The organism is Arthrobacter sp. CJL-S3 (assembly GCF_056711635.1).
Genome location: NZ_CM160046.1, coordinates 380,750 through 406,294 on the forward strand (window position 1 = coordinate 380,750; position 25,545 = coordinate 406,294).

Genomic DNA, 25,545 nt, shown 5'->3' on the forward strand with positions numbered 1-25,545 from the left:
GGCGCGCCCGCGCCGCAGGGCCACCCCCGGCTAGGCTCCTGTCATGAACATATCGGCCGGCTCGGCCACAGCAACTTCGCGGCGCAGCCTGGCCCTCATCGGCACCAACGCGGGACTTGCCCTGCACCCGGTGGACGCCGGTGGAACCCTGCTGCCGGGCGAGCCGGCGAGCTGCTTCGCGTCGTTCTGGATGGTCGACTGGTCCCGCTGGGGCGCCGGCAATGCCCTGCTGGTCGCCACCCTCCAGGGCTGGCGGAGCTACGGCACCAGCGCGTTCTTCGCCGCGACCCTGGCCACCGAACTGACCCGCCATTTCCCGGAAGCTGCCCGGTTCCCGCTGGACGCCATCACCCACACCGACGACGAGTTCGACGTCGGCCTCGACGCCGGGCGAGGACTCCGCGCCACCGGACGGAAGGCCGAGCTGGAGATCAGCGGGATCCTGGACCGCCGGCAGTTCGCCGCTCCCGACTTTCAGCTCGGAGACTCCAGCGCCTCGCTCAGCAACGTGTACCTGCCGTGCGGCACCGGCCGGCTCGTGGAATTCGGGGTGGAATGGCCCGGCGCCGCCAGTATGTACCCCGGTCCGCTGGGCCCGGCGTCGTCGGCGTTCGTGGCCGTCGCCGAATCGTGGGCGCTCTAGCCGCCTCGCCCGGGCGGTCGCTGAGGCGGGCGGGGGCGCGGACGGCGCGGCCCGTGGCCTAGTGTTAACACCAGACGAAACTCAGCACCCTTACAGTTCACGGAGAGGCGACGATGGCCAAGCGCAGCAACCCGGCAATGAAGATTGCCCAGAAGTCAGCACACAGCGCGATGTTCGACGCCCAGGGCAAGCCCAAGCCGGGCGTCCACAACGTGCTCCTGCGGGCCGTGGAAGTCCAGCGCCCGCTGGTGCTGGCGAATATCCGCCGGCTCCAGCGGAGGAATCCGCAGGCCACCGCGGCGCAGCTCGCCGCGACCCTGGAACGGGACTACCTCATCGCCGTCACCGGCGGCGGCGCCCTGGTGGGCGGCGCGGCCGTGATTCCCGGCGTCGGGACGGCCGCCGCCCTGGGCCTCTCGGCCGCCGCGACCATCGGTTTCCTCGAAGCCACCGCACTGTTCTCCACCTCCCTCGCCGAACTCCACGGCGTCCGGCTGGTGGACCCGGAGAAGGCCAGCACCCTGGTAATGGCCATCATGCTGGGCGAGGAGGGCACCGCACTCTTGAGCTCGCTGAGCGGTCAGGCGGCGGGACAGGGCAAGGGCCCCACCCAGGCCTGGGGTTCCCTCTTCTCCCGCCGGGTTCCGCTGTCCGGCTTCGGAACGGTGCGGGAGCGGATCCAGACGATGTTCCTACGGACCCTGCTCAAACAGCAGGGCACGGCCCTGCTGGGACGGGCGTTGCCCTTCGGCATCGGCGCCGTCGTCGGCGGCGTGGGCAACCGCATCATGGGCCGCGCCGTCGTCGCGAATGCCAAGGAAGCGTTCGGCCCGATGCCGCTCGTCATCCCCGGCGAACTGGGCGGCCCCGCGGCACCCGCCAGCCCGGCCGCCGTGCCGGGCAGCAAGGACAAGGCAGCGCAGGAAGGCGGCACGTTTTGGATCTGAACGCTGACCTGGGGGAGTCCTTCGGGACCTGGACCATGGGCGACGACGCCGCGATGTTCCCGCTGGTCACCAGCGCCAGCGTCGCCTGCGGCCTGCACGCCGGGGACCCGGTGACCATGCTGGACACCTGCCGGGCCGCCTACGAGCTCGACGTCCGGGTCGGCGCGCACCTCGGCTACCCGGACCTCGCCGGCTTCGGTCTCCGGTCCATGGACATCACCTTCGATGACCTCTTCGGCGCCGTGCTGTACCAGCTCGGCGCCCTGGACGGGGTGGCCCACGCCGTCGGCGCCTCGGTGGACTACGTCAAACTGCACGGGGCGCTCTACGACCGGACAGTGCGCGACGCCGAGCAGGCCTCCGCCGTGGTCGCCGCGATCCAGGCCTACGATCCGGGACTTCCCGTCCTGGGCTTCCCGGGCTCCGCCCTGCTCGGCATCGCCCGGGAAGGCGGCCACCCCGTCTTCGCCGAGGCATTCGCCGACCGCGCCTACTTGCCGGACGGGACCCTCGTGCCGCGCTCGCAGGACGGGGCCCTGCTGGACGACGTCGACCGGATCACCGAACGCGCGGTGCGCCTCGCCACGAAGGGCGAGATCGAGGCCGTTGACGGCACTGTGCTCCGGATCGAACCGCAGTCGCTGTGCATCCACGGCGACACCCCCGGTTCCCTCGCCACAGCCAGTGCGATCCGCGCGGCCCTGGAAGGCGCCGGCGTCGAACTGGAGAGTTTCGCCTGAGCGCTGGCTGACGGATCCCGCCGCCCGCCCCTCACCGGCGGGATCTGCACAGTGCCGTAAGGCCCTATCCGGGCCCTAAACGGCAACCTAGCTTGGGGTCATGACTGCCGGAGGCTCCGCGGGGTTAGACGGACCCGCCTCGGACGCAATGTTGAAGCTGGGCCGATTTTTCACGAAATGGGACCAGACCGACGACGGCAGGGCGGTGTTCCGCGAAGGCGGCCGCAAGGGGGACATCTTCTACCGGGACCGGTGGAGCCACGACAAGGTGGTCCGCTCCACGCACGGGGTGAACTGCACCGGCTCGTGTTCCTGGAAGGTGTACGTCAAGGACGGCATCATCACCTGGGAATCCCAGCAGACCGACTACCCCTCCGTGGGTCCTGACAGCCCGGAATACGAGCCGCGCGGATGCCCGCGCGGCGCGGCCTTCTCCTGGTACACCTACTCGCCCACCCGCGTCCGGTTCCCCTACGCCCGGGGCGTCCTCGTCGAGATGTACCGCGAGGCGAAGGCCCGGCTGGGCGACCCGGTGCTGGCCTTTGCCGACGTCGTGGGGGACCCGGAGCGGCGCCGCCGCTACCAGCTGGCCCGCGGCAAGGGCGGCCTGGTCCGGGTCTCCTGGCAGGAGGCGATCGAAATCGCGGCCGCCGCCCACGTGAACACGATCAAGACCTACGGGCCGGACCGCTGCGCGGGCTTCTCGCCGATCCCCGCGATGTCGATGGTCTCGCACGCGGTCGGAACCCGCTTCATCCAGCTGATCGGCGGGGTGATGACGTCCTTCTACGACTGGTACGCGGACCTGCCCGTGGCCAGCCCGCAGGTCTTCGGGGACCAGACCGACGTCCCGGAATCCGGCGACTGGTGGGACGCGGGCTACCTCATGATGTGGGGCTCCAACGTGCCCGTCACCCGCACGCCGGACGCGCACTGGATGGCCGAGGTGCGGTACCGCGGCACCAAGGTGGTCACGGTCAGCCCGGACTATGCGGACAACACGAAGTTCGCCGACGAATGGCTCCCCGCCCAGGCCGGAACCGACGCGGCCCTGGCCATGGCGATGGGCCACGTCATGCTGAAGGAATTCTTCGTTGAGCGGGAGGTCCCGTTCTTCTCCGACTACGTCCGCCAGTACACGGACCTGCCGTTCCTGGTCCGGCTCGAACGGCGCGACGACGGCACCCTCACCCCGTCGAAGTTCCTCACCGCCAGGGACATCCCGGCCGAGTCCCTGGCCGAGGACGCGGCGTTCCGCACCGTGCTTTTCGACAAGAAGACCGGACGCCCCGCCGTCCCCAACGGCTCCATGGGGTTCCGCTACTCCGGCAGCGGCGAGGGCAAATGGAACCTGGACCTGGAGGGGATCGACCCGGCGCTGTCGCTGCGCGAAGTCTCCTCGGCGAGCGCCGAGATCCTGCTGCCCTGCTTCGAGGAGGCCGACGGCACCGGCAGTGTGCTCCGCCGCGGGGTTCCCGTCATCGAGGTGGAGGGCCAGCTGGTCACCACCGTGTTCGACCTGATGCTGGCCCAGTACGGCGTGGGCCGCGAAGGCCTGCCGGGGGAGTGGGCCGCCGGATACGACGACGCCGCGACGCCCTACACCCCGGCCTGGCAGGAGGAGATCACGTCCGTCCCCGCGCAGGCCTGCATCCGGGTGGCGCGCGAATTCGCCCGGAACGCCGAACAGTCCAAGGGCCGGTCCATGATCATCATGGGCGCCGGGATCTGCCAGTGGTTCCACGGCGACACCACCTACCGGGCGGTGCTGGCGCTCGTGATGCTGACCGGCTGTATGGGCCGCAACGGCGGCGGCTGGGCGCACTACGTGGGACAGGAAAAGACCCGGCCGGTCACCGGCTGGCTGTCGCTCGCCAACGCCCTGGACTGGTCACGCCCGCCCCGGACCATGATCGGCACCGGCTACTGGTACATGCACACGGACCAGTGGCGGCAGGACGGCTACTCCGCGGACGCGCTGAAGTCCCCGCTGTCCACCGGGGCCATGGACGGCATGCACACCGCCGACGCGCTGGCCCAGTCCGCCCGGCTCGGCTGGATGCCCTTCTACCCGCAGTTCGACCGCAACCCGCTGGACCTCGCGGACGAGGCGGAGGCCGCCGTCGCCGCCGGCACGGCGGCGGACACCCCCAGCTACATCGCGGACGCGCTCAAGAACCGCACCCTGAACCCGGCGATCGAGGACGTCGACGCCCCGGAGAACTGGCCGCGGACGCTCGTGCTGTGGCGCTCCAACCTGTTCGGCTCCTCCGCCAAGGGCAACGAGTACTTCCTGCGGAACCTGCTGGGAACGCACAACAACGTTCTCGGCAAGGACCACGCCGAAGGCCTCAAACCCCGGGACGTGAAATGGCACGACCAGGCGCCCGAAGGGAAACTGGACCTGCTGGTCTCCGCGGACTTCCGGATGACCTCCACCACGCTGCTGTCCGACGTCGTGTTCCCGGCGGCCACCTGGTACGAGAAGCATGACCTGTCCTCCACCGACATGCACCCGTTCGTGCACGCCTTCACCCCGGCGATCGACCCGCCGTGGGAAACCAAAACGGACTTCGACATGTTCCACCTGCTGGCCCAGGAGTTCTCCCGGCAGGCCAGGACCCACCTGGGCGTGCGCCGGGACCTGGTCAGCGTGCCGCTGCAGCACGACACCCCGGGCCAGCTCGCCCAGCCCGGCGGGATCGTCCGGGACTGGCGGGACACGTCCATCCCCGCGGTCCCCGGGCAGAACATGCCCGTCTTTTCCGTCGTGGAGCGGGACTACACCGCCATCGCGGACAAGCTGGCCGCCGTCGGGCCGCTGGCCGACAAACTGGGCTTCACGGTCAAGAACGTCACCTACAAACTCGCCGGACCCCTGGACCGGCTCAGCCGCTCCAACGGCGTCATGCTCGGCGGCGCCGCGGACGGCCGCCCCGCGATCGACACCGACGCGAAAATGGCCGAGGCCATCCTGGCCTTCTCCGGGACCACCAACGGGGCGCTGTCCGTGCAGGGCTTCAAGGACCTGGAACTCCGCACGGGTAAGAAACTGGCGGACCTGTCCGAGGGGTCCGAGGAGAAATTCATCACCTTCGCCCAGACCCAGGCCGGCCCGGTCCCGGTGATCACCTCCCCGGAATGGTCCGGCTCCGAAACGGGCGGCCGCCGCTACGCCCCGTTCACCATCAACATCGAACGGCTCAAGCCCTTCCACACCCTGACCGGCCGGATGCACTTCTTCCTCGACCACGACTGGATGATCGACATCGGCGAGGCCCTGCCGATCTACCGGCCGCCGCTGGACATGCACAAGCTCTTCGGCGAACCCAAGCTCGGCCGGGACGGGGCCATGGAGGTGGTGGTCCGCTACCTGACACCGCACTCCAAGTGGTCCATCCACTCCGAATACCAGGACAACCTGCTGATGCTCTCGCTCTCCCGCGGCGGGCCGACGGTCTGGATGAGCCCCGCCGACGCGGACGCCATCCAGGTCAAGGACAACGACTGGGTGGAGTGCCTGAACATCAACGGCGTCCTGGTGGCCCGGGCCATCGTCAGCCACCGGATGCCGGCCGGTGTCGTTTACGTCCACCACGCACAGGAACGCACCATCGACGTGCCCAAGTCCGAGGCCACCGGGCGCCGCGGCGGCATCCACAATTCCGTGACCCGGCTGCTGGTCAAACCCTCGCACCTGATCGGCGGGTACGCCCAGCAGGCCTACGCGTTCAACTACCTTGGCCCCACCGGGAACCAGCGCGACATGGTTGCCACCGTCCGTCGTCGTTCCCAGGAGGTGCAGTACTGATGCGTGTAATGGCTCAAATGGGCATGGTCATGAACCTGGACAAGTGCATCGGCTGCCACACCTGCTCCGTGACCTGCAAGCAGGCCTGGACCAACCGTGCGGGCACCGAATACGTCTGGTTCAACAACGTCGAAACCCGCCCCGGCCAGGGGTATCCGCGCCGCTACGAGGACCAGGACAAGTGGCAGGGCGGCTGGGTGCTGAACAAGCGCGGCAAACTCGTCCTCAAGGCCGGCGGCCGGGTCAAGAAGCTCTTCGGGATCTTCGCCAGCCCGGTCCAGCCCGAGCTCAAGGACTACTACGAGCCGTGGACCTACGACTACAAGACCCTCGTGGACGCGCCCCTGGGCGACGATTTCCCGGTGGCCCGGCCCAAGTCCCTGATCACCGGGAAGGACACCAAGATCACCTGGTCGGCGAACTGGGACGACGACCTCGGCGGATCCACCGAGTACGGGCACCTGGACCCGATCGTGGAAAAGGTCCGGCGGGAATCCGAGGACAAGATCAAGTTCGCGTACGAGCAGACCTTCATGTTCTACCTGCCGCGGATCTGCGAACACTGCCTGAACCCCTCCTGCATGGCCTCCTGCCCCTCCGGCGCGATCTACAAGCGCGTGGAGGACGGGATCGTCCTGGTGGACCAGGACAAATGCCGCGGCTGGCGGCAGTGCGTCACCGGCTGCCCGTACAAGAAGATCTACTTCAACCACAAGACCGGCAAGGCCGAGAAGTGCACCTTCTGCTACCCGAGGGTGGAGGTGGGGCTGCCGACGGTCTGCTCGGAGACCTGCGTGGGCCGGCTGCGGTACCTGGGGCTGTTCCTGTACGACGCCGACGCCGTCACGGCCGCGGCGTCCGTCACGGACCCCAAGGAACTCTATGACGCCCAGATGGACGTGCTGCTGGACCCGAACGACCCCGCCGTCCAGGCCGAAGCCCGGGCGCAGGGCATCCCGGAGGACTGGATTGACGCCGCGCGGCGCTCGCCGGTCTACGCCCTGGCCAAGGTCTACAAGGTGGCCCTGCCGCTGCACCCCGAATACCGGACGATGCCGATGGTCTGGTACGTGCCGCCGCTCTCGCCCGTGGTGGACCTGCTGCGCGACCAGGGGCACGACGGCGAGGACGCCGGCAACCTCTTCGGCGCCATCGACGCGCTGCGCATCCCGGTGGAATACCTCGCGGAACTCTTCACCGCCGGCGACGCGGACCGGGTCACCGCGGTGCTGAAGAAACTCGCGGCCATGCGCTCCTTCATGCGCGGCATCAGCCTCGGCAACGACCCGGACGACTCCATCCCCGAGTCCGTGGGCATGGACAGCCAGACCATGTACGAGATGTACCGGCTGATGGCGATCGCGAAATACGAGGAGCGGTACGTCATCCCCAAGGCGCACGTGGAACAGGCCCATGACCTGGAGGAGATGGGTTGCTCGCTGGACTTCGAGGGCGGACCGGGCATGCAGGATTCCGCCCCGTTCGGCGAAGCCAGCGGCCGGCCCGTCCCGGTGGCGGTGGAAACCTTCAACGCCCTGCGCGACCGGCAGACCTCCGACACGGCCCCCGGCGAAACCACCCTGCGCGGCCGGGTGAACCTGCTCAACTGGGACGGGACGGGGGCGCCCTCCGGGCTCTTTCCGGCAAAGGCGTTGTTTCCGGAAAAGGCGCTGGTCCCGGAGAAGCCGCCCGCGCCTGCGCCTGAACCCGGACCCGGCGCCCCGGCGGACGGGGAGCGGCTGTGAGCCGCCGCGAGCAGGTGGTCTACCTCGCGGCGTCCTGGTGCCTGTCCTACCCGGACGAGGACCTCATCGGCAAGGTGCCGCTCATGCGGGCCGCGCTGGCCGAGTTCCGCGGCGCCGCCGTCGATTTCCAGGAGGTGCTGGATTCGCTGGAATCCACCCCGCCGATGGAGAGCCAGGCCGAGTACGTGCGCGAGTTCGACCTCGGCAAGCGCCACGCCCTGCACCTGTCCTATTGGACGGACGGGGACACCCGGCGCCGCGGCGAAGTCCTGGGCAACTTCAAGAAAACCTACCGGCAAAGCGACATCCTGGTGGACACCCACGGGGAACTGCCCGACTACCTGCCGATGGTGCTGGAATACGCCGCGCTCGTGGACCTCGCCGCGGGCCGTGAGCTGCTGACCCGCTTCCGGGCCAGCCTGGAGATGCTCCGGTTCGGGCTGCTCCGGGACGAGCTTCCGCACGCGCGGATCCTGCAGGCCATCTGCGCCACGCTGCCCGGGAAGTCGCCGGCCGACGAGCAGGCCGTCATGCGGATGGCCGGCTACGGTCCGCCCACCGAAGCGGTGGGCCTGGACCCGTACGATCCGCGCCTGCTGCCCGTGAAGGGGGCCTAACCATGCTGGTGTCCGAAACCGAGCCCGGGTCCGCCGTCGAACTCTCCGCCCTGGACATCGTGCTCTGGGGCGTCCTGCCCTACATCATGGTCGTCGTGCTGGTCGGCGGCCTTGTCTGGCGCTACAAGTACGACCAGTTCGGCTGGACCACCCGGTCGTCGCAGCTCTACGAATCGCGGCTGCTGCGGATCGCCTCACCCCTGTTCCACTTCGGCCTGCTCGCCGTGATCGCCGGCCACTTCTTTGGCCTGGTCATCCCGATGGCCTGGACCCAGGCCGTGGGAATGAGCCAGGACTTCTACCACTTCAATGCCCTGTTCGTGGGCGGCGTCGCGGGGGTGGGCACCCTGGGCGGGATCCTCCTGCTGATCTACCGCCGCCGCACCACGGGGCCGGTCTTTATGGCCACCACCAGGAACGACAAGACCATGTACGTGGTGCTGACCGCGGCCATCGTGTTCGGCCTGTGGACCACCCTGGCCAGTGTTTTCGAGGGCGGGCACGGCCACAACTACCGCGAGACGGTGGCCCCGTGGTTCCGCTCCCTGTTCGTCTTCCAGCCGGACCTGGCGGCCATGGCGGCCGCGCCGTTCTCCTTCCACCTGCACACCCTGGTGGGCATGGCGCTGTTTATGATCTGGCCCTTCACCCGGCTGGTCCACGCCTTTACCGCCCCGTTCCACTACCTTTTCCGCCCCTACATCGTCTACCGCTCCCGGGACCGGGACCGGGACGGCGGCAAAGCGGGCGCCCCGGCCGCGCGGGCCTCCAACGTCGCGGCCCGCCGCGGCTGGTCCGCCGTCGGAACCCGCGACCGGGACACCGGCAACCGCTGAGCCGGGTCGCAGCCCGGCCCACCACCGATGTCGAACTGAGAGGACCACCAGTGGCCGGATCCGAGCCCCTTCCGTCGGCCGCCCCCGCCGGGCGGACCCTGAACCTCGTGCTCGCCACCTCGGCGTCGGTGGTCGGTTTCTGGGCCTGGAACTCGGTGGCCACCCTCGGCGCCTTCTACACCCAGACCCTCCAGCTCACCCCGGCCGCCACCGGCGTGCTCGTGGCCATGCCCGTGTTCGTCGGCGCGCTGGGCCGGATCGTCGTCGGCACCCTCACGGACCGGTACGGCGGCCGGGCCATGTTCACCTTCGTGCTGCTGGCCTCCATCCTCCCGATCCTGCTTGTGGCGGTCGGCGGGCTCCTCGGATCCTTCGCCCTGGTGCTGGGGGCCGGGCTGCTGCTGGGCGTCGCCGGAACGGTCTTCGCCGTCGGGATCCCCTTCGTCAGCGCCTGGTACGAACCCTCCCGGCGCGGCTTCGCCACCGGCGTCTTCGGCGCCGGGATGGGCGGCACGGCGCTGGCCGCCTTCCTGAACCCGCGGCTGGTCGCCGGGATCGGCTACTTCCCCACGCACCTGCTGATCGCCGGGATCCTCGCGGTCATGGCGGCCCTGGTCTGGTTCCTGATGAAGGAAGCCCCGGGCTGGACCGGCAACAACCTCCCCGTCCTGCCCAAGCTGATCGACGCCGCGAAGACCCCGATCACCTGGAAGATGTGCTTCCTCTACGCCGTGGTCTTCGGCGGCTTCGTCTCCTTCGCCACCTACCTGCCCACCTACCTCCGCGACGTCTACAGCTTCGATCCCAGCGGCGCCGGGGCCCGCACCGCCGGCTTCGCGCTGGCGGCCGTGCTGGCACGGCCGGTGGGCGGCGTGCTCGCGGACAAGTTCGGGCCCAAGCCCGTGGTGATCACCTCACTGGCAGGTGTCGCGGTCCTCGGCTGGGTGGTGAACCTGCAGCCCGACGGCGAGGTCCCCGCCGGCCTGACATTCGTCGCCATGGCGGCGGCGCTCGGACTCGGGACGGGCGGGGTCTTCGCCTGGGTGGGCGTGCTCGCCCCGCCGGGGAAAGTCGGCAGCATCAGCGGGGTGGTCAGCGCCGCCGGCGGCCTCGGCGGCTACTTCCCGCCGCTGATCATGGGAGCGACGTACGACCCCGCGACGCACAGCTACTCGATCGGGCTGCTGCTGCTGGTGTTCACGGCCCTCGCCGCGCTGGCCTTCACGATCTTCGCCATCCCGGGCCGGGCCAAGGCGAAGGTCGCCGCCTAGACCGGCGCACCGCGGTGTCAGCCGAAGGCCAGATGCGCCACCGTGAAGATCGCGAGCCCGGCGAGGGCGCCCACCACGGTGCCGTTGATCCGGATGAACTGCAGGTCCTTGCCGATCTGGAGTTCGATCTTCTGCGAGGTCTCCTCGGCATCCCAGCGGGCCACGGTATCGGTGATCACGCCCGCGATGTCCGAGCGGTACGTCTTCACGAGGTACCCGGCGGCGTCCCCGATCCACTTGTTCACCTTGCCGGCCAGTTCGGGGTCAACGACCAGCCGCGTGCCGAAGTCGTGCACGGCGGCTTTGAACCGCACGGTCAGCTCGCTGTGCGGATCGTCGACGGCGGAGAGCAGCGCGGCCTTGATGGTCCCCCAGGTGCGGGAGGCGAGTTCCCGGATCTCGGGATCGCCCAGGACCTGGGCCTTGATGCCTTCGGCCCGGGCAATCATCACCGGATCATGCTGGAGGTCCTGCGCGAGGTCCTTGAGGTACTTGTCGATCGACAGGCGTACCTGGTGCTGGGGGTCGGACTGCACGGCGCGGGTGAACTTCAGGATCTCCACGTAGACCTTGTCGCCCACGAGCCCGTCCACGAACGAGGGCACCCACGTCGGGGAACGGTCGGTCACCAGCCGGTTGACGGTTTCCTGGTTGTCCCGCACCCAGTCCACGGTGCGGTCCACGAGCACGTCCACCAGCGCGTGGTGGTGGCCGTCCTCGAAGATCCGCTGGGCGACCCGGCCCACCGGCGGACCCCACGGCGGGGCGAGCAGATGCCGGCGGACCATTCCCTCGATCACGGCCTGGACGTCGTCGTCGTTGAGCACGGTAAAGGCGCCGCGGATGACGGCGGCGCCTTCCTTGGCCACGCGTTCGGCGCCGCCGGGCCCGGAGAGCCAGGCCCCGGCCTTCCGGGCGATGTCGACGGAGGCCAGCTTTTCCTGGACCACCTGCTCGGAGAGGAAGTTGGTCTCCACGAACTCGCCCAGCGAGGCGCCGATCTGGTCCTTGCGCTGCGGAATGATGGCCGTGTGCGGGATTTTGAGGCCCATCGGGTACTTGAACAGCGCCGTCACCGCGAACCAGTCCGCGAGGGCGCCGACCATGCCCCCTTCGGCCGCGGCCCGGACGTATTCGAGCCAGGGGTATTGTTTCTGCAGGGCGAAGGCGACCACAAAGATGATCGCCATCAGGACCAGCAGCGAGAGCGCCAGCAGCTTCATCTTCCGCAGCGCGGAGGCCTTCTCGGCGTCGCCGGCGGACACGGTGTGGCGGCGGGCGGCACCGCCGGCCGCGGCAGCTCCGGCGTCGCCGTGTCCTTCCGGACGGGTACTTGGCTCAGTATTCACCTGCATGTGCCCAGCCTAGCCCCGCTCGGGCAGCGGCTGTCGGCTAACGTGGCAGCATGACGACTGACGAGACCGCCGCAGCCCGTCCGCTGGTCTACGCCCACCGCGGTTCAAGCGGCGCGTTCGCCGAGCACACCCGGGCCGCCTACCTGCAGGCGATCGCCGACGGCGCCGACGGCGTGGAGTGCGACATCCACCTCACCCGGGACCAGCACGCGGTGCTACTGCACGACGCCAACTTGGACCGCACCTCCGACGGGACCGGACCGGTGGCGGACCGGACCCTCAACGAGCTCCGGCAGCTGGACTTTTCCTCCTGGAAGGGCGTCAGGATCCCGGACGAATACGGTGCCAAGTCCACCCAGCTGCTGACGCTTCCGGAGCTGCTGGTCCTGCTGCAGGCCGCCGGCCGGGAGATCGGCCTGGCGATTGAGCTTAAACACCCCAGCCCCTTCCAGCTCAAGCTGGAGGACCGGGTCCTGGAGGTCCTCCGGTCCCAGGGCTGGGACCCGGCGACCTCACGGCTCGGCAACATCACGGTGTCCTTTATGAGCTTCAGCCCGGATTCGGTGAAGCACCTGCTGAAATCAGTTCCGGCCGCCGCCGTGTGCCAGCTCGTGGACGACGTCAACGTCCTGGAGATCCGGGAGGAGCTTGGCCTCGGGGCGATCACCGGCGGGGCCCTCGCGAACTTGATGAAGGCAGCCCAAACCGAAGCCGAGCGGATCCTGGACGACTGCGAGACCGGGCTCGCCGGACCGGGCATCGACTACGTCCGCGGGCATTCCCGGACCATCCGGCGCTGGCTGAACTCCGGCCGCCGCTTCCGGGTGTGGACCGTGGACTCGGAAAACGATGTCGCGCTCTGCCAGGAGCTGGGGATTCACGAGATCACCACGAACCGGCCCGCGCAGGTCCTCGCCCAGCTGTCGGCCGGCACCCAGAGCCGCCGCTAAGGTCCCCGTTCCTGGGGCGGAGGCCGCGGTTAGCGGGCGCCCCGTGGCTGTGATTGAGTTGTTCCATGCCATCTCGCTGGTCCGGCCGGGACACCCAGACGCTTTCCGCCGCGGCGCTGAGCGCCCTGCTGCTGGCCAGCGCCGCGAAGCACTTCGACGATCCCGGTTTCTTCGCCCCGGTGGTCCCGGACTTCCTCTGCCGCGACGACACCGGTGAACGCCCCAACAGCCCCCTGGCCGTGCTGTCCCGGGAGGAGTGGGTCGCGCTCAGCGGCCTGCTCGAGGCGGGCGCCGCCGTCGGGCTCCTGATCCCGGCGACCCGCCGTGCCGCCGCCGGCTGCGTCGCGGCCATGTTCACCGCCTTCCTCGCCGGACACCTCGATGCCCTCCGCAGGGCGTACGGCCCGGACGGGACGCCCGGGCAGCGCCGCGCGCACACCCTGCGGCTGCCGCTGCAGGCGCCGCTGATCGCCTGGGCCTGGAGTCTGCGCAACCCGGTCCGGCGGTGAGGCTCCTGCAGTCCCCGGCCGTCCGGGTCGGGCTGTCCATCAGCATCGCCACCGGTCTCTATGGCGTGTCCTTCGGCGCGCTGTCCGTCACCTCCGGGCTCGACTTCTGGCAGACGATGGCATTGAGCCTGCTGCTGTTCAGCGGCGGCTCGCAGTTCGCCTTCATCGGCGTGGTGGCCGGGGGCGGCTCCGGCGTCGCCGCGATGGGCGCGGCCACCCTGCTGGGCATGCGCAACGGGATCTACGGCATGCAGATCAACGCGCTGCTGCGGCCCCGCGGCTGGCTGCGGTTCGCCGCCGCCCACGTCACCATCGACGAGTCCACCGCCACGAGCACGGGCCAGACCGACCCGCTCGAGCAGAAGCGCGGCTTCTGGACCGCGGGGCTGGGCATCTTCGTCCTCTGGAACCTGTTCACCGCCGTGGGCGCGCTGGCCGGGGCGTCGCTGGGGGATCCCAAGCAGTGGGGCCTGGACGGAGCCGCCGTCGCGGCATTCCTGGGCCTGCTCTGGCCGCGGCTCAAGGGCCGGGAGCCGGTGGCGATCGCCGTCGTCTGCGCCCTGGCCACCGTGCTGGCCGTCCCGTGGGTGCCCGCCGGGGTGCCGATCCTGGTGGCCGCGGTGGTGGCCGCAGCCATCGGCTGGTTCAGCCACGGCCGCAGCGACGAAGGACTGGAACCGGACATGGACCCCTACGCCGATCAACCGCACCCGCACGGGCGCCCCTCCGGGGACGCCGCATGAGCCTGTGGATGTGGCTGCTGCTCTCGTGCCTGCTGGCCTACGCCTGGAAACTGCTGGGCTATCTCGTCCCGGCCAGCGTGCTGCGCGACCCCCGGATGTCCCGGATTGCCGGGACCATGACCATCGGGCTGCTGGCATCCCTGACGATCGTGAACACCGTGGCCTCCGGCCAGACCCTGGCGCTGGATGCCCGCCTCGGGGCGCTGGCCGCGGCCGGCGTCGCCCTGCTGCTCCGGGCCCCGTTCCTGGTGGTCGTCCTCGCCGGGGCCGGCGCGGCAGCCGGACTCAGACTGCTGGGCTGGGGCTAGCGTCTGCGTTACCTCCTGCCGGACCGCTCCGTAACGGTCTTTGGTCCCTACTTGCTGCCAAGGCCCCATGGGAGCATTCGGATATGAGCGACAACGAGGATCCGGATACCCCTGCGCCCGGCAAGGGCCAGCATTCCAAGCCGCACGAGCCGTTCGTTCCGCCGGGAGCCGAGTCCACCCGGGAACTGCGGGAAATGGCCCGGCGCCGGCGGGAGGCTGAGGAGAAGCTGCAGCACCATCTGCAGGAGGCCAAAGAGAAGCCGGCGGACGACTGATGCTCCGAGCCCGGCTCTCCGAGCGGCTGCAGGACCTCCTGCTCGACAACGAGGCGCTGGAGGATTTCCTCCGTCAGTTATCCGCCTTGGCCGCCGAGTTCGCCGCCGCCGAAACGGGCCGCCCGGTGCTGTGCTCGGTGCGGCTCGCCCGGCGCCGCCAGCCCACGGTCCTGGCCGGCAGCAGCCGGGAGGCGCTGGCACTGGACAGCCTGCAGGACGCCCTGGCGGAGGGCCCGGGACTGGAGGCCCGGGAGACCGGGCTGGCAGTGCTGGTCCCGGACACCACGATGGATCCCCGGTGGAGGCGCTACCAGCGGGCCGCCGCCCAGCGCGGGAACCGCAGTGTCCTCGCGGTAACCCTGCTGGCGGACCGGGACGCAACGGCCATCCTGACCTTCTCGTCGACAGCCCCCGAGGCGTTCGACGACGGCGCCGTGGCAGCCTGCGGGGCGCTCGCGGTCCGCGCCGCCAAGGTGATGCGGCTGGCTGTCCGGCTGGACGCCGCCAAAGGCCTGAACCGGGACCTGCTGCAGGCCATGCGGTCGCGGACCGTGATCAACCTCGCCACCGGAATCCTCATGGCGCAGAGCCGCTGCTCGCAGACCGAGGCGTTCGAGCTGCTGGCCAAGGTTTCCAACACCAGGAACGTCAAGCTCCGGGTCATCGCCGAGGAGATCCTCCGCAGGTTCGACAACGGTCCGGCCGGAACGGCCTTCATCGCCTAAGCTCTCACCGCGGGGCTCCGAGGCCGGCGAGCCTGAGGATGAGCTGCAGCCCCTCGGGCGTTCCCGGCCAGTGCCAGGCGCACCGCAGCCTCGCCCGCCCGCGCGATCACCGAGCGCAGCACGAGGGCCACAATAATCACGTCGTCCGCGTACCCGATCACGGGCACGAAATCCGGCACCAGGTCAATCGGCGAGAGCAGATAGGCCAGGAGCAGGGCCAGCCGAATCCGCACCCCCGCGCCCAGGGTCCTGTCAGCGAGCAGCCGCCGCAGGAGCCGCAGCAGGTCCGGCAGCAGCCGCAGTGCATCCTTCATCGCGACCGTTTCCGGGTGCCGGCGCGCATAACCCCACAGGAGGAGCAGCAGTACGGCGTAAACCAGCAGCACGCCGCCAACGGCGCCCGCCACGGTTTCCCATGACACCGGTGCTAGCCGAGGACAGAGTCGAACGCGGTGCCCGGCAGCGGCGCCTGCGGCGGCAGCGGCCGGTTCGGGCGCTCCGTGCGGATGGCGTCCTCGACCAGGGCAACAGGACGGCGCCAGGCATCCGAACCTGCTTCCATCGTGTCCACAACGCCGATCAGCATGGCCAGCAGGCGGATCAGGTCCGTCATCGAAATGTCGCTGCGCAGGGTTCCCTGGCCCTGTCCGCGGCCCAGGAGCACGGCCACGGATTCGATCAGGTCGCCCGTGATGCCGGTGAGGAGTCCGCGCCGGCCGGCGACGGCCCCCAGCAGGTTGGCTTCCTCGCTGGCAACGCCCATCAGCGCGTCAATGACGCGGAAGAGCCCGTCCGCGGCGTCCGGTCCGGCGAGAGCCTCCTCGATGACCGGGTCGACCAGCAGGCCGAGCTGCCGGTGCAGGGCTGCGAGGACCAGCTCTTCCTTGTCGGCAAAGTTCCTGAAAAGCGTGGCCGGACCGACGCCGGCCGTCACGGCGATGGTCTGCAGCGGCACCTCGGGGCCGTGCTCCCGGAAGCACTGGCGGGCGGCGGTGATGATCTTGTCCACGTTCCGCGCGGCATCGGCGCGGAGCGGCCTGCGGTCTGCTACCCGGTTCATTTGCTTAGGTTAGCAACGCAGGGCCGGGCCGGGGAGGTTACTTCCGGGTATTGATTTATGTGACGGGGCCCGCAGCGGACTCCGGGCCCGGGCCCGGTCCCCGAGCGGGGCATCGTCGGGCTCCATCCGGGCCGTCACGGCGTTCAAGGGCGTGAAAGACTGGTGCCATGTTGCTTGCATTCTCTGTCGCACCCTCAGGCCGTCCAGCGCGCACCGCCGATGACTCGCCCGCCGGTTCCGCGGCCCTCCCGGCGGACGAGGCGTCCGTCCACGACGCCGTCGCCGAAGCGGTGCGGATCGTCCGGGAGTCCGGCCTGCCGAACCACACCGACTCGATGTTCACCACGATCGAGGGCGAGTGGGATGAAGTCTTCGACGTCGTGAAGCGGGCGACCGAGGCCGTGGGCCGTTACGGCAGCAGGGTCTCGCTCGTCATCAAAGCGGACATCCGCCCGGGCTTCACCGGCGAACTGACCGGAAAACTGGACCGCCTGGAGCAGGCGCTCGGCGACTAGCAGGACGGTGCCGCGTCGGTCAGTGCCGCCCGGCAGTCCGGGCTGGACCCGCGGCGGCCTACCGCCCGGACGGGCCAGCTGGAAGACTGGGGGCATGTTCGAGCATCAGCCCACCGCCCGCTGGATCGCCGTCGAGGACTTCCTGTCCGAGCTTGTGGTCCGTCCGGACAACTCCCTGAAGCGCGCGGTCACCTCCGCCCTGGAGGCGGGCCTGCCGCCCATCGAAGTCGCCCCCACCGCCGGCAAGCTGCTCAAACTGCTGGTGCAGCTCTCCGGGGCCCGCCGCGTCCTGGAGATCGGGACGCTGGCCGGCTTCAGCACCATCTGGATGGCCCAGGGGCTGCCCGACGGCGGCCGGCTGCTCACGTGCGAATACCTCCCCAAGCACGCCGACGTCGCCCGCGCCAACCTGGATGCCGCCGGGCTGGGCCACCTCGTCGAGATCCGGGTCGGGGCGGCACTGGACACGCTGCAGGCCCTCGCCGACGAGGGCGCCGAGCCCTTCGACTTCGTCTTCATCGACGCGGACAAGGAAAACAACCCGCACTACCTCGACTGGGCCGTCCGCCTCGGCCGGCCCGGCACCGCCGTTGTGATGGACAACGTGGTCTGGGAAGGCGCCGTGCTGGAACCCGCGATGGACGCCGTCAACGCCCCGGGCATCATCAGCGCCCTGCATATGCTGGGCGAAGACCCGCGGCTGGACGGCACCGTCATCCAGACGGTGGGCTCCAAAGGCTGGGACGGCTTCGCCCTCGCGCGGGTGCTGTAGCGGCGGTGGAGCCGAGCCGCGGCGCCGGGACGCCGACCGGAATTCCCCAAGTGCTAAGTGTGCTTAGATTTACTGAGCAGCCTGAATTTACTGAGCAGTAGCCCGGCCGACAGGCGTGGACGCCGGGAGCACCAGACGCACGTCGAAAGGGAACAGGCCACCGAATGAACCGGACTCCCGATTCGCAGCGGCCGGTCGCCGTGAGGATCAGTTCCGCGCCGGAACAGCTGGCCGGCCTCACCCCCCTGCTGGAGGCGGCCCGGTCGGCCGCCGGCGACGTCCCGGCGCTGCTGGAGCTGGCCAAAGCCGCGGCAGCCGCCGCCCCGCTGCCGGGCGGGGGCCGGACGGCGTTCCTCTGGGAGATCCTGGCCTCCGTCACGGCCGTGGACGTCGCCGCCGGACGGGCCATTGAACCCCACCTGGACGCCTCGGCGATCCTCGCCCAGGCCGCGGGCCAGCCGGCGCCGGACGGCCGGGACTGCCCGGACCCGGGCGGCGAGGACTCCGACGGCGCCTGGGGTGTGTTTGCCGCCGAAGCCCCCGGGCTGCGGCTGGAGGCGAAGCCGGCGGCCGGCTGTTTCCTGCTGCACGGCGCCAAGCCATGGTGCTCCCTGGCCGCCCAGCTGGACCACGCCGTCGTGACCGCCCATCTGGACGACGGCGGCCGGGCGGCGTTCGCCGTCGACCTCCATGCCCCCGGCGTCAGCTTCGAGGATCCGCAGTGGACCAGCCTGGGACTCCGGGAAATCCCCAGCGGCACCGTGCACTTCGACGCCGTCCCGGCCGTGCCGCTGGGCGATGCCGGTTGGTACTACCTCCGGCCCGGCTTCGCCTGGGGCGGCATGGGCGTGGCGGCCTGCTGGCTGGGCGGCGCCGTCGCGGTGGCCCGGGGCTTCAAGTCGTCCCTGCTCAAGGCGGCCGACGGCGGCCGCGCCCCGGACCAGCTCGCGCTTGCCCATCTCGGCGAGATCGACCGCACGCTCACCGCCCTGACCGGCTACCTCGCCCGGACCGCCGGGCGGATCGATGCCGGGGAACTCACGGACACCGGCGCCTGGAGCGAGGCCCTCCGCGTCCGCGGCAACGTCGCGACCGCCGTCGAACGCATCCAGACGCTGGTCAGCCAGAACCTCGGGCCCGCACCGCTGGCCTTCGACGAGGCCTACGGAAAGCGCATGGCCGACCTCTCGCTCTATATCCGCCAGCACCACGCCATGCGCGACGACGCCCAGCTTGGTGCCCTCACGCTCAAGGGGGACCACCCATGGTGAGCTTCACCCACCGGGACGCCGGAACCGGCGAGGACGCCTGGGCGGCCAGCGGACTCGCGGCGCTCCCGGAGCTGCCGCTGGACGCCGGCGAGCTCGCCGGGCAGGCGTTCATCGTCCTGGCCGCGCACCCGGATGACGAATCTCTGGGCGCCGGCGGGCTGATGGCCCGGCTCCGGGTGCTCGGCGCCCGCGTCACGGTGCTGCTGTGCACGGCGGGGGAGGCCTCCCACCCGGACTCGCCCACCACGACGCCGGAACAGCTCGCCGCCGTGCGGCTCCAGGAATTCGGCGGTGCGCTCAACCACCTGTTGCCGGATCCCGACTGGCGGTTCCTTGCCCTGCCGGACGGCAGGCTCGCCGGTCACCTGCCGGAGGTGCACACCGCGCTGCAGCGCGCCATCGCTGACGCCACCGCAGCGGGACTGCCCGCGGAGCGCATCATCCTCGTGGCCCCGTACCGGCACGACGGCCACACCGACCACGAAGCACTGGGCTCCGCCGCGGCCGAGGCTGCCGGCGCCGGCGGCCACGGGCTGCTGGAATACCCCATCTGGTACTGGCTCTGGGCGGACGCCTCGGACCACACCTGGCAGTCCTGGCTGCGCCTGCCGCTGGACCCCGCCGAACGGCGGGCCAAGGCGGCGGCGATGGCCTCCCACACCTCGCAGGTCCGTCCGCTGTCCGGCCGGCCCGGGGACGAGGTGCTGCTCCCGCCGGCGTTCCTGGAGCACTTCGAACGTCCGTTCGAGACGTTCGCGTGGCAGCGTCCGGCCGCCAGGGGCGGCTCCTACGCCGCCGCCGACGCGGAAGGCGTCTTCGACGCCGTCCACACCGGAACCGACGACCCCTGGCAGTACACCACCAGCTGGTACGAACACCGCAAACGCGCCCTCACCCTCGCGGCGCTGCCGGGCCCGACCTACGCGGCAGGACTTGAAATCGGCTGCTCGATCGGGACGCTCAGCGTGGACCTCGCGGAGCGCTGCGCCAGCTTCACCGCCGTCGACGCGAGCAGCGCCGCACTGGCCCACGCCACCCGGCGGCTCGCACACCTGCCCGCCGCCCGGACCCGCCACCTCACCGTCCCGCAGGACTGGCCGGACGGCCGGTTCGACCTGATCGTGGTCTCCGAGGTCGGCTACTACCTCGCGCCCGGGGAGCTGGCCGAGCTGTTCGCACGGGTCCAGACCACGCTGCTGCCCGGCGGCACCCTGGCCCTGTGCCACTGGCGCCACCCCATCTCCGGCTGGGAGCTCGACGGCGACTCCGTCCACGCCGCCGCGCGCCGCCACCTCGGCTGGGCCGACGCCGGACTCTACCGGGAACGCGACTTCATCCTCGAGGTCCTGATCGCGCCGGAGGCCGGCGGGGAACTCCTGCCCGCAGCGGCCGCCGTGCCCGGACCGGAAGGCTAGGCGGCATGGCCGCCCATGCCCTGCCGCTGCCCCGCGGCCACAGCATCGACCGGATCGCCGTGGTGATGCCCGCCCACAATGAGGACGAGCACCTGGGGCGCGCCCTGCTGGCCGTGCAGCGCGCCGCCGACGCCCTGCACCGGGTCCGGCCCGACGTCGACGTCCGGGTGACCGTGGTGCTGGACAGCTGCACCGACGGCTCCGCCGGCATCGCCGCCCGCTACGCCGCCGCGGACCGCCGCTTCAGCTTCCTGGCAGTAACCTTCCGCAACGCCGGAGCCAGCCGCGGTGCCGGCATCCGGGCCGCCGGCATCGGCACAGCCCGGCGGCGGGCGCCCGGCAAACGGTGGACACCCCCGCCGTGGGCTGGCCGGACCTGGCTGGCCAACACGGACGCGGACTCGCAGGTTCCCGAATGCTGGCTCGTCCGGCAGCTGGAGTTCGCCGACGCGGGCGCCGACGCCGTGCTGGGCTCGGTGGAACCAGACCCGGACGGGATGGACCCGGAGCTGCTCCGGCGCTGGCTGGAACGCCATCCCTTCGAGGAGGACCACCCGCACATCTACGGAGCCAACTTCGGGGTCAGGGCCTCGGCCTATCTGGCCGCCGGCGGCTTCCCGAAGCTCTCCTCGCACGAGGACCGGACCCTGGTGCAGAGCCTCCGCAACCGCGCCTTCACCGTGACGGCGACGGACAGCATGCGCGTGCTGACCTCGGGCCGCGTCCACGCCCGGGCGCCGCACGGCTTCGGCGCGTACCTGCGGACGCTGGGGCGGCACCGGCCGGCTGCGGTCGAGCAAGGCGGACCGGGCCCGGGCTAAGCCGTCATCTCGATTGTGAACCAGAGTGGCATACACAGGGGGTGCGCATGACCCGGAAGGGTCATGCGCACCCCCTGTGGGAACCGGGAACCGGCCCCGTGGTGTCAGTCGAGGGTGTCAGTCGCGGCGGTCGCGGCGGTCCTCGCGGCGGTCGCCGCGGTCGTCCCTCCGGTCCTCACGGCGGTCACCGCGCCGGTTAATCCCGTGGGCGACGACAATGGCCCCGCCGACGGCGGCGGCGGTCCTGCGTCTGCGTCGTGCTGCCAGTGGCATGTCAGGCTCCTTCCTTCATTCCTTCGGACGATGGGGCTTCGGCTTCGGCGTCGGCCTGGAACGCGGCGATGACTGCCTGGGTCGGGATCCGGCCGCTGGCCACGAGCTGCCCGCCGGCCTTGCGGACGGCCGCGCCGAACGGTGCAGCCCACTGGTTCTCCCAGACCAGCACCGCGGCGGAGTGGCCGGGCTGGATCGTCTCGGCCAGGTCCATGACGTCCTGCTCGGAAAGCACCATGGCCAGGTCGGCCTCGGCCATGCGCACCTCGCCGAGTTCGCTCGCGTCGAGGTCGGAAATCTCCGCCGTCTCGAGCGTGCCGTCCTCGGTCTTCCGCAGGAACACCATGTCGAGCACCCTGATGAGCTCACGGTTGACCAGGTCCTCCAGGAACGGGGCGATCTGGCCGTTCCCGAAGTTGGGCCCGGGGAACTCCACGACGAGCCAGTCCACCGGCCCTAGTTCATCCAATGTCTCAGCCATGCTGATGACCTCCGTTTCTCATGGGGTTCCGGCGATCCGACGGACCGCCGCAGTCTTATCCTGTGCCCCCGGTGCGGCGTGGCGCCTCATCCGCACCGGGTGACCTCACGCATCCGGCACGAGTGTTGTGTATCAGGTCTTGCGACGGTGGGGCCGCAGAGACGATGGGCGGTGTCTGTATGCTGTGCACATGGCGGCCCCACAGCTATATGTCAGTTTCCCCGGCACGGCGCGTGAAGCACTCGGCTTTTACGCAGGTGTTTTCGGCGGAGAGCTTTCCTTGTACACCTATGAGGACTTCGGCCGCAGCGACGGCCCCCCGGATGCCATAGCTCACGGAGTGCTCGACGGCATGGTTGCCATGGCGGGATCGGATGCAGCAGCAGGCCAAAAAAGTGTCCGGCTCGAAGGTGTCATGCTCTCCCTGCTGGGGACCGCCGAACCGTCAGTTCTCCATGAGTGGTTCGACAAGCTCGCTGTCGGCGGTCGGGTCGTGGACCCTCTCGCCGCGAAACCCTGGGGCGCTTCGGACGGTCAAGTCATAGACCGGCACGGACTTCACTGGCTCATCGGATACGAACCCGAGCTCTGAGCGCCGCGCAGCTGCCTATAGATGCCGGGTCACCGGTCGCCTCTGCGGCGCAGGGCAGGTGACCGGCGCCGCGCCGTGACCTTTGGCCCTAACGGGCCGCACCTCCGCGGCGCACCCTCAGTCCATGAGCTACCTGACCCGGGCCGGTCTGCGGTGTTGCGCCTGAGTAGCCCCGGCCGGCCGTGACCCGGGCGGCTCCCTCCGGGGGGCGAAGCGCCGGGGCATTGCCGGGCCTTTCCGGCCTGAGCTCCGCCGAGGCGGCCCGGAGACTCACCCAATTCGGGGCGAACAAGCTGCCGGAGGCCGGCACCATCCCCGGCTGGCGCAAACTGCTGGGCGAGCTGACCCACTTCTTCGCCATCCTGCTGTGGTGCGCCTCCGTGCTGGCCTATCTGGCGGGCATGCCGCAGCTGGCCGTCGCAATCGTCGTGGTGATCCTGGTCAACGGGATCTTCGCCTACATCCAGCAGGAGCGGGCCCAGCACGCCGCCTCCAAGCTCCGCGACTTGCTCCCGGCGATGGTTTCGGTCCGCCGGGACAACCGCCTCATCAAGGTCCACACCACCGAACTGGTGCCGGACGACGCCGTCGTGCTGGTGGCCGGCGACCGCGTCCCGGCGGACCTCCGGCTGGTGCTGGCGGCCGGCTGCTCGGTGGACGAGTCGATGCTCACCGGTGAAAGCGAGGCGCTCGCCAAGGTCCCCGGCGACACCGTCTATGGCGGGACCTTCCTGGTCAACGGCCAGGCCGAAGGCGTGGTCGCGGGAACGGGCGGGAAGACCCGGCTGGCCGAAATCGCTGCCCTGACCGGCAAGGTGGCCGCGCCGCCGAGCCCGCTGGCGCGGGAACTGCAACGCATCGTCCGCATCACCGCCACCATGGCCCTGGGCATCGGCGTGCTGTTCTTCGTGCTCTCCCTACTGGTCGGCATCTCTTGGCGGGACGCCTTTCTGTTTGCCATCGGCGTGATGGTGGCGCTGGTGCCCGAGGGCCTGCTGCCCACGGTGACGCTGTCCCTGGCCGTCGGGGCGCAGCGGATGGCGCAACGCAACGCGCTGGTCCGCAACCTGGAAGCGGTGGAAACCCTCGGCTCCACCACCTTCATTTGCACGGACAAGACCGGCACGCTGACCCAGAACCGGATGAACGCCGTCGAAGTCTGGACCCCGGCCGGCGTGCTCAGTATCATCGGCGCGGGGTACGGGCCGGAGGCCGAGGTCACCGGGACGGGAGCCGGGGAGGCGCGGCACCTCAGCTTTGCCGCGCTGGCCGCCTCCGAGGGCCGGGCGGTGCTCCACGAGGGCAAGTGGGTGGCGGAGGGCGACCCGATGGAGGCCGCCATCGCCGCGCTGGCCGCCCGGCTGGCCCGTCCCGGGCCGGATCCCTGGTCGGGTCCGGCCGAACCGGTGGTGTCGCACCGCTTCGCCTTCGATCCCCGGCGGCTCCGGGAGTCGGCGATCGTTGGCACGACGCTTTACGTCAAAGGCGCGCCGGAATCCGTGATTCCGCTGTGCGTGCACGGCGGCGGCGACGCCGGCGAGGCCGCGGGCGCCGCCCGGGCGCGGGAGATGGTTGACCGGATGGCCTCCCACGGGCTACGGGTGCTGGCCGTGGCCGAACGGGCCCTGCCCGGCCCGCCCGGCGCCGGCTTCAAACTGGAGGAGGTGGAGAGCGAACTGACGCTGCTGGGGCTGATCGGCCTGCACGACCCGCCCCGGGCCGAGGTCCGTGTGGCTCTCGAGGCGGCCCGCGAGGCCGGCATCAAGGTCGCTATGGTCACCGGCGACCATGCCTTCACGGCGGCCGCCATCGCCCGGGAAACCGGACTGATCGGATCCCCCGAGCTGGTGCTGGAGGGCCACAACCTGCCCGAGGACGACGCCGTCCTGGCCGCGCTGCTGGACCGCGACGGGGTGGTGGTCAGCCGGGTCACCCCGGAACAGAAACTCCGGGTGGCCCGCCTGCTTCAGCGCCGCGGCCACGTCGTGGCGATGACCGGCGACGGCGTCAACGACGGCCCGGCCCTGCAGCAGGCCGACATCGGCGTGGCCATGGGGCTCAGCGGCACGGACGTGGCCCGCGAGGCAGCGGACCTCGTGCTCCTGGATGACGACTTCGCCACCATCATCGCGGCGGTGGAGCAGGGCCGTGCCACGTACGCGAACATCCGCCGCTTCCTGACCTATCACCTGACGGACAACGTCGCCGAGCTCACCCCCTTCGTGATCTGGGCACTCTCCGGCGGGCGGTTCCCGCTGGCGCTGAGCGTGCTGCAGATCCTCGCCCTCGACATCGGCACCGACCTGCTCCCCGCACTGGCGCTGGGCAGCGAGGCCCCGAGCAAGGGAACCCTGAAACGCCCGCCCGAGCGCAGGCACCTGATGGACCGGGCACTGATGTTCCGGGTGTTCGGACTGCTGGGCCCGGTCGAGGCACTCTTCGAAATGACGGCGTACACGGCGGTCCTGCTCGGGGCCGGCTGGACCCCGGGGGCGGAGCTGCCGGCGGCGGACGTGCTGATGGCCGCCTCCGGCGCCGCGTTCACCACCGTCGTCCTGGCGCAGCTCGCCAACGCCTTCGCCTGCCGCAGCGCCTCCGTCCCGCCCTGGCGGCTCGGCTGGTTCACCAACCGGCTGCTGGTCTGGGCCGTGCTCGCCGAACTGGGCCTGCTGGCGGTGTTCCTGTTCCTCGGGCCGCTGGCCACCCTGCTGGGCCACGCGCCGCCGTCGCCCGGCGGACTGGCCGTGGCGCTCGCCGCCATTCCCGCGGTGCTGCTCGCGGACTGGCTCTACAAGATCGCCCGCCACCGCCGGGCCGCGAAGGCCGAACCGGCCACCAAGGTCCAAAGACTCTGACCCCGCACGGCCCGC

The 25,545-nt window shown here is 70.6% G+C and carries 26 protein-coding genes; 21 read left to right on the forward strand and 5 right to left on the reverse strand.

The window, feature by feature from the left end:
• Positions 1 to 43 precede the first annotated feature (43 nt).
• The 8 genes from AC06G6_RS01795 (at position 44) to AC06G6_RS01830 (ending at position 10,610) form a co-directional block, all read left to right on the forward strand.
• Positions 44 to 643 carry a hypothetical protein gene (locus tag AC06G6_RS01795; protein ID WP_479825785.1) on the forward strand — a complete coding sequence of 200 codons (600 nt, stop codon included), beginning with the start codon at positions 44 to 46 and terminating at the stop codon, positions 641 to 643.
• A gap of 113 nt (positions 644 to 756) precedes the next feature.
• Positions 757 to 1,590: a hypothetical protein gene (locus tag AC06G6_RS01800; protein ID WP_479825787.1), complete on the forward strand. Its 834-nt coding sequence runs from the start codon at positions 757 to 759 to the stop codon at positions 1,588 to 1,590.
• A complete protein-coding gene (locus AC06G6_RS01805; RefSeq protein ID WP_479825789.1) occupies positions 1,581 to 2,330 on the forward strand; it encodes a LamB/YcsF family protein in 750 nt (249 codons plus the stop codon). Before AC06G6_RS01800 ends, AC06G6_RS01805 begins: the two co-directional genes overlap by 10 nt.
• A 100-nt stretch (positions 2,331 to 2,430) precedes the next feature.
• Complete coding sequence (locus tag AC06G6_RS01810) at positions 2,431 to 6,141, forward strand: nitrate reductase subunit alpha (protein WP_479825791.1); 3,711 nt, start codon at positions 2,431 to 2,433, stop codon at positions 6,139 to 6,141.
• Positions 6,141 to 7,886 carry a nitrate reductase subunit beta gene (gene narH / locus AC06G6_RS01815; RefSeq protein ID WP_479825793.1) on the forward strand — a complete coding sequence of 582 codons (1,746 nt, stop codon included), beginning with the start codon at positions 6,141 to 6,143 and terminating at the stop codon, positions 7,884 to 7,886. Before AC06G6_RS01810 ends, narH begins: the two co-directional genes overlap by 1 nt.
• Positions 7,883 to 8,503: a nitrate reductase molybdenum cofactor assembly chaperone gene (gene narJ, locus AC06G6_RS01820; protein WP_479825795.1), complete on the forward strand. Its 621-nt coding sequence runs from the start codon at positions 7,883 to 7,885 to the stop codon at positions 8,501 to 8,503. The genes narH and narJ overlap by 4 nt, the downstream gene beginning before the upstream one ends.
• Positions 8,504 to 8,505: 2 nt before the next feature.
• On the forward strand, positions 8,506 to 9,339 hold the full coding sequence (gene narI / locus AC06G6_RS01825) for a respiratory nitrate reductase subunit gamma (RefSeq protein ID WP_479825797.1): 834 nt from the start codon (positions 8,506 to 8,508) through the stop codon (positions 9,337 to 9,339).
• Between the two features lie 50 nt (positions 9,340 to 9,389).
• Positions 9,390 to 10,610 carry an MFS transporter gene (locus AC06G6_RS01830; RefSeq protein ID WP_479825799.1) on the forward strand — a complete coding sequence of 407 codons (1,221 nt, stop codon included), beginning with the start codon at positions 9,390 to 9,392 and terminating at the stop codon, positions 10,608 to 10,610.
• A gap of 17 nt (positions 10,611 to 10,627) precedes the next feature.
• Here the strand turns inward: AC06G6_RS01830 and AC06G6_RS01835 are convergent, their stop codons facing one another.
• Complete coding sequence (locus AC06G6_RS01835; RefSeq protein ID WP_479825801.1) at positions 10,628 to 11,965, reverse strand: DUF445 domain-containing protein; 1,338 nt, start codon at positions 11,963 to 11,965, stop codon at positions 10,628 to 10,630.
• 50 nt (positions 11,966 to 12,015) lie between these two features.
• Between AC06G6_RS01835 and AC06G6_RS01840 the strand changes: the two genes are divergently transcribed.
• The 6 genes from AC06G6_RS01840 (at position 12,016) to AC06G6_RS01865 (ending at position 15,475) form a co-directional block, all read left to right on the forward strand.
• Positions 12,016 to 12,915 (forward strand): glycerophosphodiester phosphodiesterase, encoded by a 900-nt coding sequence (locus AC06G6_RS01840; RefSeq protein WP_479825803.1) that lies wholly within the window; start codon positions 12,016 to 12,018, stop codon positions 12,913 to 12,915.
• Between the two features lie 65 nt (positions 12,916 to 12,980).
• Complete coding sequence (locus AC06G6_RS01845; RefSeq protein WP_479825805.1) at positions 12,981 to 13,424, forward strand: DoxX family protein; 444 nt, start codon at positions 12,981 to 12,983, stop codon at positions 13,422 to 13,424.
• Positions 13,421 to 14,167 carry an AzlC family ABC transporter permease gene (locus AC06G6_RS01850; RefSeq protein WP_479825807.1) on the forward strand — a complete coding sequence of 249 codons (747 nt, stop codon included), beginning with the start codon at positions 13,421 to 13,423 and terminating at the stop codon, positions 14,165 to 14,167. Before AC06G6_RS01845 ends, AC06G6_RS01850 begins: the two co-directional genes overlap by 4 nt.
• Positions 14,164 to 14,475 (forward strand): AzlD domain-containing protein, encoded by a 312-nt coding sequence (locus tag AC06G6_RS01855; RefSeq protein WP_479825809.1) that lies wholly within the window; start codon positions 14,164 to 14,166, stop codon positions 14,473 to 14,475. Before AC06G6_RS01850 ends, AC06G6_RS01855 begins: the two co-directional genes overlap by 4 nt.
• A gap of 83 nt (positions 14,476 to 14,558) precedes the next feature.
• Positions 14,559 to 14,750: a hypothetical protein gene (locus tag AC06G6_RS01860; protein WP_479825811.1), complete on the forward strand. Its 192-nt coding sequence runs from the start codon at positions 14,559 to 14,561 to the stop codon at positions 14,748 to 14,750.
• Positions 14,750 to 15,475 carry an ANTAR domain-containing protein gene (locus AC06G6_RS01865; protein WP_479825813.1) on the forward strand — a complete coding sequence of 242 codons (726 nt, stop codon included), beginning with the start codon at positions 14,750 to 14,752 and terminating at the stop codon, positions 15,473 to 15,475. The genes AC06G6_RS01860 and AC06G6_RS01865 overlap by 1 nt, the downstream gene beginning before the upstream one ends.
• On the opposite strand, the gene AC06G6_RS01870 is transcribed toward AC06G6_RS01865, so the two are convergent.
• Both AC06G6_RS01870 and AC06G6_RS01875 read right to left on the reverse strand, forming a co-directional pair.
• On the reverse strand, positions 15,472 to 15,897 hold the full coding sequence (locus tag AC06G6_RS01870) for a YkvA family protein (RefSeq protein ID WP_479825817.1): 426 nt from the start codon (positions 15,895 to 15,897) through the stop codon (positions 15,472 to 15,474). The genes AC06G6_RS01865 and AC06G6_RS01870 overlap by 4 nt on opposite strands.
• A 5-nt stretch (positions 15,898 to 15,902) precedes the next feature.
• A complete protein-coding gene (locus tag AC06G6_RS01875) occupies positions 15,903 to 16,535 on the reverse strand; it encodes a TetR/AcrR family transcriptional regulator (protein WP_307458143.1) in 633 nt (210 codons plus the stop codon).
• Between the two features lie 167 nt (positions 16,536 to 16,702).
• On the opposite strand from AC06G6_RS01875, the gene AC06G6_RS01880 reads away from it, so the two are divergent.
• The 5 genes from AC06G6_RS01880 (at position 16,703) to AC06G6_RS01900 (ending at position 21,329) form a co-directional block, all read left to right on the forward strand.
• Entirely contained in the window at positions 16,703 to 17,050 is a 348-nt protein-coding gene (locus tag AC06G6_RS01880) for a thiamine-binding protein (protein WP_479825819.1), read from the forward strand.
• A gap of 94 nt (positions 17,051 to 17,144) precedes the next feature.
• Positions 17,145 to 17,822, forward strand: coding sequence for an O-methyltransferase (locus tag AC06G6_RS01885; RefSeq protein ID WP_479825821.1), 678 nt, complete (start codon positions 17,145 to 17,147; stop codon positions 17,820 to 17,822).
• 164 nt (positions 17,823 to 17,986) lie between these two features.
• Positions 17,987 to 19,093, forward strand: coding sequence for an acyl-CoA dehydrogenase family protein (locus AC06G6_RS01890; RefSeq protein ID WP_479825823.1), 1,107 nt, complete (start codon positions 17,987 to 17,989; stop codon positions 19,091 to 19,093).
• Positions 19,087 to 20,508, forward strand: a complete 1,422-nt coding sequence (locus AC06G6_RS01895; RefSeq protein ID WP_479825825.1) for a PIG-L family deacetylase — start codon at positions 19,087 to 19,089, stop codon at positions 20,506 to 20,508. The genes AC06G6_RS01890 and AC06G6_RS01895 overlap by 7 nt, the downstream gene beginning before the upstream one ends.
• Before the next feature lie 5 nt (positions 20,509 to 20,513).
• Positions 20,514 to 21,329: a glycosyltransferase family 2 protein gene (locus AC06G6_RS01900; RefSeq protein WP_479825827.1), complete on the forward strand. Its 816-nt coding sequence runs from the start codon at positions 20,514 to 20,516 to the stop codon at positions 21,327 to 21,329.
• 117 nt (positions 21,330 to 21,446) lie between these two features.
• Here the strand turns inward: AC06G6_RS01900 and AC06G6_RS01905 are convergent, their stop codons facing one another.
• Together AC06G6_RS01905 and AC06G6_RS01910 are read right to left on the reverse strand one after the other, a co-directional pair.
• Positions 21,447 to 21,602 carry a hypothetical protein gene (locus AC06G6_RS01905; protein ID WP_156135027.1) on the reverse strand — a complete coding sequence of 52 codons (156 nt, stop codon included), beginning with the start codon at positions 21,600 to 21,602 and terminating at the stop codon, positions 21,447 to 21,449.
• Position 21,603: 1 nt separating this feature from the next.
• The gene (locus tag AC06G6_RS01910; RefSeq protein ID WP_479825829.1) at positions 21,604 to 22,083 is read right to left on the reverse strand and encodes a DUF6325 family protein; all 480 of its coding nucleotides are present in this window, start codon (positions 22,081 to 22,083) and stop codon (positions 21,604 to 21,606) included.
• A 190-nt stretch (positions 22,084 to 22,273) separates the two neighbouring features.
• Between AC06G6_RS01910 and AC06G6_RS01915 the strand changes: the two genes are divergently transcribed.
• Positions 22,274 to 22,675, forward strand: coding sequence for a VOC family protein (locus AC06G6_RS01915; RefSeq protein WP_479825831.1), 402 nt, complete (start codon positions 22,274 to 22,276; stop codon positions 22,673 to 22,675).
• Positions 22,676 to 22,899: 224 nt separating this feature from the next.
• The gene (locus AC06G6_RS01920; RefSeq protein WP_479825833.1) at positions 22,900 to 25,530 is read left to right on the forward strand and encodes a cation-translocating P-type ATPase; all 2,631 of its coding nucleotides are present in this window, start codon (positions 22,900 to 22,902) and stop codon (positions 25,528 to 25,530) included.
• Positions 25,531 to 25,545: the final 15 nt, after the last annotated feature.